The organism is Streptomyces sp. NPDC029216, assembly GCF_040648015.1.
Taxonomy (GTDB): Bacteria; Actinomycetota; Actinomycetes; order Streptomycetales; family Streptomycetaceae; genus Streptomyces.
The window spans coordinates 1-7,957 of the sequence record NZ_JBEZWL010000229.1 but is presented as its reverse complement, the minus strand read 5'-3'; the positions used below and the strand labels follow the sequence as shown (position 1 = coordinate 7,957).

Here is a 7,957-nt window from a genome sequence, read left to right as displayed (position 1 = left end):
CGGTGATCAAGTCGCGGTAGTCGGTCCAGGCGAAGCTCTTGCGGCCCTTGCTCCTGCCCTGGCCGTCGTCCAGCCTGGGCCGGTAGATCAGCCGGAACCTCCACCGACAAACTCATCGACGCCGCCGCCTACGCACGGCTGATCGGCTGACGCTGGCTCCCTGTGCGGCGCCGGCCTCCCGGCGCCACACACAAGAGAATGAGATCGGTCGAACCTCGGTGACACGGAACACCTGGAAGTCGAAGGCACCGACGAAGGGTCCGGTGATCAGCAGCTGGGTGCGGTGGTGATAGCGGATCCGGCGACGTCATCCGCGGGTGGTGGGGATCTCGTTGCTCCGTCGTGAAAGCGATGGATGCCGTCGCGGGTTCAAGATCGGCAACGAGAAGAGGATCCCCCTCGATCGGCGTGACTTCTGCTCCGTTCTGCGCCAAGTTGTGAGGTCCGCGCTGACGAGAGCGGATTGGGTGGATCGGTTGGAGTTCCCGGTGCCGCTCGGGCTGTGTCCCTCACAGGCGTGGCTTGAGAGGCTCCGGTCCTTTGTGTCGGTATTTCCCTTTGGCCGGAATGCGATCACTCGATCGGAGCCACGTCGCATGGAAGGCCGTCGGGTTGCTCAGAGTCTTCATTGGCTGTCGCTGACGGCCGGCAGAGAGTCTCTGAATAGGAAGGATGGGCGATGAGCCTGATCCAGACCGGCAAGGTCAACCTGAACTCCACCAATGCGGTGGAGACGACCGGCGGGGACACCTCGACCTTCACCAGGGTCACCTTTCCCACCCCGTTCCCGCAGGGCTCACAGGTCGTGGTGTTCCCGCAGACCCAGACCTTCAACGGGCCCGAGACGCCGGGTATCCGCATCCACGACGTCACCGAGACCGGCTTCCTGATCCGGATGAACGAAGTCCTCGCCGGGGCCGTCAAGAGCGACGGCACGCACACCACCGAGACCATCGGCTGGCTGGCCGCCACCGTCTGATGCGCGTGGGCTGGGTGGGGGCGTCCCGTTGGAGCCGGGACGCCCCCACCCGGGTCGACCAGGATGGGCCCATTCTGGTGGTGGCTTCAACCCCGGCATTCGGCTTCGGTGGCCTGGAAAACGGTAGGAGCCGGTGGAGCCCTGCCTCTCCGGCACCCGACGGAGGTCCCGGCTTCAGAGGCGGCGACACCGGCGTGGGTACGGATTCCCATGCTCATCGTCTTCGACCACGCGGAGCCGGCCCCGTCCGCGGAGCGGCATCAACCGCAGCGGAGGCGTGCAGTACTCCTCATCTGGACCAGTAGCCGCAGGGGGTCCGCGCCCTGCTCTGTGCTGGACAGCTGGTACCCAGCAGCTCCGCTCCCTAGCCACGCTCCGGCATCGCCACTGCTCTCACCGTCCTCGACGACCGGCTGTACTGCGTGCTGGGCGGATAAAGCGGCCCGCGCAGGGCGCAACTCGTATGGCGCGGGCCCGGACCGTTCGGGGCGAAGGCAAGCTGAACTCCATCGGTGCCACCGGCCGGCCATCGTCCATGAGCGGACTGGCGGTCGCTGCGCTTGGGGACGCAGTGAAAGGGAGCCGCCTGCTTCACGCATAGCCACGTGAGGGCCACGACCATCGTGGAATGATCGCTGCGTCGGTCTGACGAAGAGGGTGGGCGATGGCAGACACGGGTGAGCAGTATGAGGCGTCGGCTTCGGCGCTCGGGTACCTCTTCCAGTTCGCCAAGGCTCTGCACATCTGCATTGAGCAGTGGATGAGCGGCGACATGGACTGGAGTGTTGCGGTCGAGGCAGCTGACGACATTGAAATCCACCGTGGCCCGGATACGCGCCTGATTCAGCTCAAACAGCGTGCTGAGGGTGTTCGGATGACCGACTTGACCAAGTCTTGAGCAATAGTCAAGACTTGTGGATCGGCTCATTGGCTGCGATCGCCGTCCAGACCTGCTGACCAAGGTCGTCGACCGGGCGGTCGCCGCTGACGACCAGGTCGCAGCCGCCACGCAGGGGTTCGACATGTTGTTCATGCGCGGCACGCCGGTGGTTGAGGTAGTTGCGCAGGAGGATGTCGAGGGGGAAGCCGTCCCGCAGGCACTTGCGCTGGATCTTCCGGGCCAGGCGCAGGTCGGCAGGCAGGTGGACGAAGATGCCGAACCGCACGTTCGCTGTTCGCGGGGTGACATGACGGGCGAAGAGGCCGTCCACGATGACAACGGGCGAGCTGGCCAACGCGGCGTCGGTGTCGTGCGCGAGACGCGTGAAATCCAGCGACCGGGGATCGCCGACGTCCAACCGCGGCACCCCGGATTCATCCGGCTCCCAAACCCCCTGCTCAGGAGTGAGGAATTAGTAGTCGTCACCGCGGAGTACCCGCGCTGGCCCCCGGGGCGTCGTAGCCGCCAGTGCGGTAGCCAGTGTGGTCTTTCCCGCCCCGGCACCTCCAGTCAGCGTGACCAGCATGTTCTCTCCTCGCTGTCGTGGTGAGGCCCGGAGCATCGCATACGGCCCGAGGACTCACGCCACCAGGTCCGAGGCGCGCTCCACGAGGTGACCGTTCTCGAAGCGGGCGCCGGCACGGAACCAGGGGCACCAGGTGCGCCCCGGTGATCGCGCGCCAGCGGGCCTGTGCGGACTCGACCAGTTTGAACACCATCGCCAGGGCCGCGGCCGGGCTGCCGGCACCGCGGATGACCTTCGTCCGCAGCTTGACCGTGGAGAACGTCGACTCGACACGTCGCAACCCGTCTCATACATGCCCACTGCCACCGCCGCCTCCGCGACGGCAGCACCGGGACAGCACTTCTGCCTGCCCGACAGCCCTCGGGGCTTGCTTGAGCCGGTTGCCTGGAAATCGGGCACGGCCGGTTCTGAGGGGGCCCCAGCGCGGAGACGCGCTGGGGCTACCCGACGAGCTGTTCTTCTCCACCCTGACCCGACGTCTCTACTACGCCGCGGCCAGTTCGCCTTCCGCGACGAACTGGCCGCGGCCATCGACACCTTCGTCTTGGCCTACGACGAACACGACTCCAAGCCCTACCGCTGGACCTACGACGGCAGCCCACTCAAAGCCGCATGAACCCCCGAAGGATCAACGCGGCGCTGCACTAGTGCTGGAAGAGTACTTCCGGATTGTTCGGCGAGGGGCCGTCCAGCAGCGGACTGTGGATCCCCTTCAGCGTCTGGTCGAAGAACGCCGTCACGTACTCGCGGGTGATCACCAGCCCGCGTTCCGGGGAGAGGCCCTGCGTCGGGAACCCGGCCTGCTTTTTAAGCAGGTCCAGGTCGCTGAAGTTGAAGTGGTCGGCGTCGGTGACCGTCAGCCACTCCTTGTAGCCGCCGAGGGCGGCCCATGCCTGCTCCCACGTGGTGTTGTGGCCGCCGGCCGAGTGGTTTTCGGCCGTGCCCAGCATGAGGAACGGCCGGTTGATCTGGCCGGGCATCGGGGTCGGGTGGAAGGTGCCGTCCATGTTCACTCCGGCCCGTACTCGCGGGTCGGCGATCATCGTGGCGGCGGCCGACGCTCCGCCGAGGGAGTGTCCGGCCATGCCGATCTGGTGCTTGTCGATGAGGTGTGCCAGGCGCCACGCGGTATTGCCGTGCGTCAACTGGTCGATCACGAAGGACACGTCCGTCGCGCGGCTGGCGACGACGGAGTCGAGGTTGAGCGCCGGGTTGTCGCAGATCACGCACGACGACGTCTGGCCGTTCGCCAGCGTCTCGCCGCTGTCCTCGTTGGTGTGGCCGACGAGCGCGACGACGTAGCCGTGGCTGGCCAGGTCGGTCGCGAGCGCGGTGAGCGTCATGCGCGGGTTCTCGTGCGCGGCTGAGAGGACCACCAGCGGATACTTGCCCCTCTGCGGCCGCGCGCCGTCGAAGGCGTGGGTGGTGACGCTGGAAAGGGTCTGCGGGGTGACGCCGGAGCTCGCCGGCGTCTTCTGGCGCTGGAGGATTCCGGCTGCCTCGCCGAGGGTCATGTAAGGGGCCGGAGTCCCGGTTCCGGGGACGGCCGGGTAGATCATCGTGACGGTCAGTTGGCGGGGGCCGGATGACGGCACCCACGGGTCGGGACGGTTCGCGTCGGTGAGGTGGATGACCTCCTTGCCGGCGGCGTAGGGGCCGGTCGGCGCGGGGAGGGTGCCTTGGAAGGACCGTGTGGGCGCGGTGGCCGTGGCCGTGGCCGTGGCCGGTGCGGTGTCGAACGCGTGCGTGGCCACCGGTGTGGCCACCGGTGTGGTCGTGGCGGCGAACCCGGTGCCGGTTCCGGTGACGAGGGCGGCGAGCGCCAGCGCCGCGACAGCGCTGATACGGCGATTGCGTTTCATGGGATCGACGCTAGGTTCCGCAGCTCCTCCGTCGCGTCGGCCGGTGGATGTCACCGTTCCCCAGGCCGTCGGCCCGGGGGTGTACCCCGCGTACATCCCCGGGGCGACGCGCGGAGCCGACGCCGCTGAATACGATCTCCGTATGGAAGAGCTTCTCCAGCGTCTCTCGACATCGAAGCGCGTGACCTGGCTGACGGACCGGGCCGTAGTACTGGCCACCGCCTGCTTCTACGCGCTGATGCTCTGCTGGTCGATCCGTCGTGGTCCCGGCCTGTTCCGGTTTCCCGGCCTCGGGCCCTTCCAGATGATGGGTCTGTGCGTCGTGCTCGCCCTTCCGGTTCTGCTGATGCGCCGTCTGCCGGCGGCGGTCTTCGCGGCGATCCTGGGCGAATCGGTCCTCGGCGACCTCTTCGGCGTGCGGCCCTTGATCGTGTTCGTCCTGCTCGTCTTCTTGGGCGGGCACCTCGCCGTCCGGCGGCCGAAGGCTGCCGCCGTCGGCTCCGTCGCGGCCGTCGCGGCCGCGTTCGTCGAGAACATCCACGTCTACCCCGGGGAGACCGTCAGCGACGCGGCCCAGTGGGCCGGGCAGTTCGCGTTGTGGTTCGCGGTCGCGTGGGTCTTCGGGGGGGTGTATCGCAAACGCCGTGAGTACCTCGGAGCCTTGCATGAGCAGAGGGCGGCCCGCGCCGTCATGGCCGAGCGGCTGCGGATCGCCCGCGAACTGCACGACAGCGTCGCGCACAGCATCGGGATCATCACGGTGTTGTCGGGAGCGGCGGCGCGGGTCGTGGAGACCAAGCCCGAGCAGACGCGGCAGGCGCTGACCGGCATCGAGTCCACCAGCCGCCAGACGCTGCTCGAGCTGCAGCGCATGCTCGGAGCGCTACGCCGCGCCGAGCCGGACGACGCCATGCCGGGGGCCGCTCCGCTGGCGCCGGCCGGCAGCCTGGCGGATATCCCGCGGCTCGCCGAACGCACGGCCGACGCCGGGGTGCGGGTCCACGTGGCCTGGCGGGGCGAGCGGCGTCCGCTGCCGCCGGAGATCGAGCTGTCGGCGTTCCGGATCATCCAGGAGTCGGTGACGAACGTGGTGCGGCATTCCGGGGCGCGGACGTGCCGGGTCGCGGTCGGATACGAGCCGACAGGAGTGACGATCGAGGTGGTGGACGACGGGGACGACGGTCCCGGCGGGCCCGGCCGTCCGAGGCCCTCGGCAACGGCCGGCGGGAGCGGCTTCGGCCTGCTCGGCATGCGCGAGCGGGTGACGTTGCTGTCCGGCCAGTTCAGCGCGGGCCGGCGTCCGGAGGGCGGATTCCGGGTGGCTGCGAGGCTCCCGGCATGAGCGTGCGAGTACTGCTGGTCGATGACCAGCCGCTGATGCTGGTCGGGCTCGGGATCCTGATCGGCGACACCGCCGACCTGGAGGTGGTCGGGGAGGCCGGCGACGGCGTCGAGGCGGTGCGCCTGGTGCGCGAGCTGCGGCCGGACGTCGTGGTGATGGACATCCGGATGCCGGGCATGGACGGGATCGAGGCGACCAGGCAGGCGACCGCCGAGCCGGACCCGCCCAAGGTGCTGGTGCTGACGACCTTCGACGACGACGAGTACGTCTACGGCGCTCTGCGCGCCGGCGCCAGCGGATTCCTGCTCAAGAGCATGGCCCTGGACGCGATCCTGGACGCGATCCGCGTGGTGGCGGCCGGCGACGCGTTGCTCGCGCCGAGCGTCACCCGACGGCTGATCGCCGACTTCGCCGGAACCTCCGCCACCCCCGCGGCCCCCGCACCGGCCACCGAGCCCGCCCAGGACTCACGTCTCATCGCTGGGATCACCGACCGGGAGCGCGAGGTGCTGGCACTGGTCGGACAGGGGCTGTCGAACGGTGAGATAGCCGAGCGGTTGGTGATCAGCGGGGCGACGGCGAAGACCCATGTCGCGCGTCTGTTCGCCAAGCTCGAGGCCCGGGACCGCGTCCACCTGGCGATCATCGCCTACGAGAACGGACTCACGCCGGGTAGACGGTAGGGCAGGGTGTGAGAAACAGGGTGTGAGAAAGAGCAATAGTCAAGACCTGTGAACGAGATGAAGTGCGAGCAGGCTGCGGCACCCACCGAGTTCGATCCTATGCTGACGGTCGTGCAGGTACTGGGTGTGAGCAATGAGGACGAGATGGTCGCCTGCTTCTTGAGCGGCGAGCTGTCTAGCCAGAGGTTCGGACAGAACCTCCGGTCCCATCTGGCGGTAGCCGGGCAGGCAGAGCAGTTGCTGACGCATCCGGACCTCTCCGACGCTGGAGCGAACTTCGCACGTCGCGCTCTGCTCGGCGCGACGCGGGTACGGCGAGAACCGTGACCTGTTCGAGAACTTCCCCGCTCACGTCACGTGGACCAGGGCACTCCTGTCCACCGACGAGGCGGCCGACGTGCGGTACCTCGACTATCCCTACTGGGTCGAACTGTCGGGTGGCAGCCGCCGGCCGGCAGACGCGGCCGCACGCATCAAGGCAGGGCTACGGGCCGACCCGCCCGTCGAGCTGGTCGGCCGGGTCCGCTCCGGCCGCGTCATGCGCCTGCCGAAACCACCGCGGATGCACGGCGTCAACGGCCGGCCGCCCAAGCACGGCCCGGAGTTCCGCTTCGCCAAGCCGGAGACCTGGCCCGAACCCGCGATCACCACGGTCACCGACACCACCAACTAGGGCAAATCCGAGACCCAGGCATGGGACCGCGTCCATCCAAGGCTCACCCACCGCTCCTCCTGGCTCGACCACGACGGTGAACTGCCCTTGGTCGAAGGAACGCTGATGCGGTTGAAGGTCGAGCACCTGTCGAAAAGCCGGGATGCTCCGCCGGTGTGGTTATGGTCCTCGAAGACCAGCGCGACCCCGGACGACGTGGACCGCTTCTGGCAGGCGTTCCTCCGCCGCTTCGACCTGGAGCACACCTTCCGCTTCGCGAAGCAGACCCTCGGCTGGACCACCCCGAGACTCCGTACCCCCGAGGCCGCGGACCGCTGGACCTGGATCCGGATCGTCGCCCACACCCAGCTCCGACTGGCCCGCCCACTCGCTGCGGACCTCCGTCGACCCTGGGAGAAGCCCACCATCCTCGACCGGCTCACCCCGGCTCGGGTCCGCCGGGGGTTTCGGAACATCCGCGCTCACCTCGCCTGCCCGGCCCGTGTTCCCAAACCCCGAGGCGCCGGCCCCGGACGGCCACCCGGCACCAAGAACAAACACTGGGCACCCCGCTACGACGTCGGCAAAACCGTCAAGCGCCCCGAGACCCTCAAGGCCATCGGCAAGCCCGGAAGATCTTGGTAGATAAAGAACAAGCTCAGTCTCAGTGTTGAAACTGGCCGGTTGAGCATGAGGAACGGCTCGGGTGGCTGAGCCGTGACACGGTAGTTGGAACCTGGCCACGCGTGTTGGAACCAGCAGGTGCTGCTTCGATGCGAAGCGATCAACGGGGCAGCTCAGTGCAGTGCGGTGGCAAGGTCGCGCCATGCGGTGCGTGCGAAGAGACGGTGGCCGGCGGTTACGACCCGAAGAGCGACGTGGTCAGCTCCGGCCACCTGGCGTTTGGTGAGCTGAGTGACGATCTCATCAGGCGTTCCGTGGATGAACAGCGCGTCCACCAGACGGTCACTGC

The 7,957-nt window shown here is 68.1% G+C and carries 7 protein-coding genes and 2 pseudogenes; 6 read left to right on the top strand and 3 right to left on the bottom strand.

Features of this window, described 5'->3' with window-relative positions:
- Positions 1-679: 679 nt before the first annotated feature.
- Together AB0F18_RS37575 and AB0F18_RS37570 are read left to right on the top strand one after the other, a co-directional pair.
- Positions 680-979, top strand: a complete 300-nt coding sequence (locus tag AB0F18_RS37575; protein ID WP_362069532.1) for a hypothetical protein — start codon at positions 680-682, stop codon at positions 977-979.
- 664 nt (positions 980-1,643) lie between these two features.
- Positions 1,644-1,877, top strand: a complete 234-nt coding sequence (locus AB0F18_RS37570; protein WP_362069529.1) for a hypothetical protein — start codon at positions 1,644-1,646, stop codon at positions 1,875-1,877.
- 7 nt (positions 1,878-1,884) lie between these two features.
- On the opposite strand, the gene AB0F18_RS37565 is transcribed toward AB0F18_RS37570, so the two are convergent.
- The 3 genes and pseudogenes from AB0F18_RS37565 to AB0F18_RS37555 form a co-directional block, all read right to left on the bottom strand.
- Positions 1,885-2,277, bottom strand: a complete 393-nt coding sequence (locus tag AB0F18_RS37565) for a hypothetical protein (RefSeq protein ID WP_362069526.1) — start codon at positions 2,275-2,277, stop codon at positions 1,885-1,887.
- A 222-nt stretch (positions 2,278-2,499) separates the two neighbouring features.
- A pseudogene (locus AB0F18_RS37560) lies at positions 2,500-2,716 on the bottom strand (IS256 family transposase); the annotation flags it as partial.
- Between the two features lie 373 nt (positions 2,717-3,089).
- Positions 3,090-4,307, bottom strand: a complete 1,218-nt coding sequence (locus AB0F18_RS37555) for an alpha/beta hydrolase (protein WP_362069523.1) — start codon at positions 4,305-4,307, stop codon at positions 3,090-3,092.
- A gap of 142 nt (positions 4,308-4,449) precedes the next feature.
- Here AB0F18_RS37555 and AB0F18_RS37550 point away from each other — a divergent pair, with 142 nt between their 5' ends.
- The 4 genes and pseudogenes from AB0F18_RS37550 to AB0F18_RS37535 form a co-directional block, all read left to right on the top strand.
- Entirely contained in the window at positions 4,450-5,649 is a 1,200-nt protein-coding gene (locus AB0F18_RS37550; RefSeq protein ID WP_362069520.1) for a histidine kinase, read from the top strand.
- Positions 5,646-6,332 carry a response regulator transcription factor gene (locus AB0F18_RS37545; protein ID WP_362069517.1) on the top strand — a complete coding sequence of 229 codons (687 nt, stop codon included), beginning with the start codon at positions 5,646-5,648 and terminating at the stop codon, positions 6,330-6,332. Before AB0F18_RS37550 ends, AB0F18_RS37545 begins: the two co-directional genes overlap by 4 nt.
- A gap of 48 nt (positions 6,333-6,380) precedes the next feature.
- Positions 6,381-6,659 carry a hypothetical protein gene (locus AB0F18_RS37540; RefSeq protein WP_362069514.1) on the top strand — a complete coding sequence of 93 codons (279 nt, stop codon included), beginning with the start codon at positions 6,381-6,383 and terminating at the stop codon, positions 6,657-6,659.
- Positions 6,660-6,825: 166 nt separating this feature from the next.
- A pseudogene (locus tag AB0F18_RS37535) lies at positions 6,826-7,629 on the top strand (transposase); the annotation flags it as partial.
- Positions 7,630-7,957 lie beyond the last annotated feature (328 nt).

What these genes read in the sequence shown, in the direction of transcription:
- AB0F18_RS37575 (WP_362069532.1), top strand. Translation starts at nt 680, where the DNA reads ATGAGCCTGATCCAGACCGGCAAGGTCAACCTGAACTCCACCAATGCG.
- AB0F18_RS37550 (WP_362069520.1), top strand. Translation starts at nt 4,450, where the DNA reads ATGGAAGAGCTTCTCCAGCGTCTCTCGACATCGAAGCGCGTGACCTGG.
- AB0F18_RS37570 (WP_362069529.1), top strand. Translation starts at nt 1,644, where the DNA reads ATGGCAGACACGGGTGAGCAGTATGAGGCGTCGGCTTCGGCGCTCGGG.
- AB0F18_RS37545 (WP_362069517.1), top strand. Translation starts at nt 5,646, where the DNA reads ATGAGCGTGCGAGTACTGCTGGTCGATGACCAGCCGCTGATGCTGGTC.
- AB0F18_RS37555 (WP_362069523.1), bottom strand. Translation starts at nt 4,307, where the DNA reads ATGAAACGCAATCGCCGTATCAGCGCTGTCGCGGCGCTGGCGCTCGCC.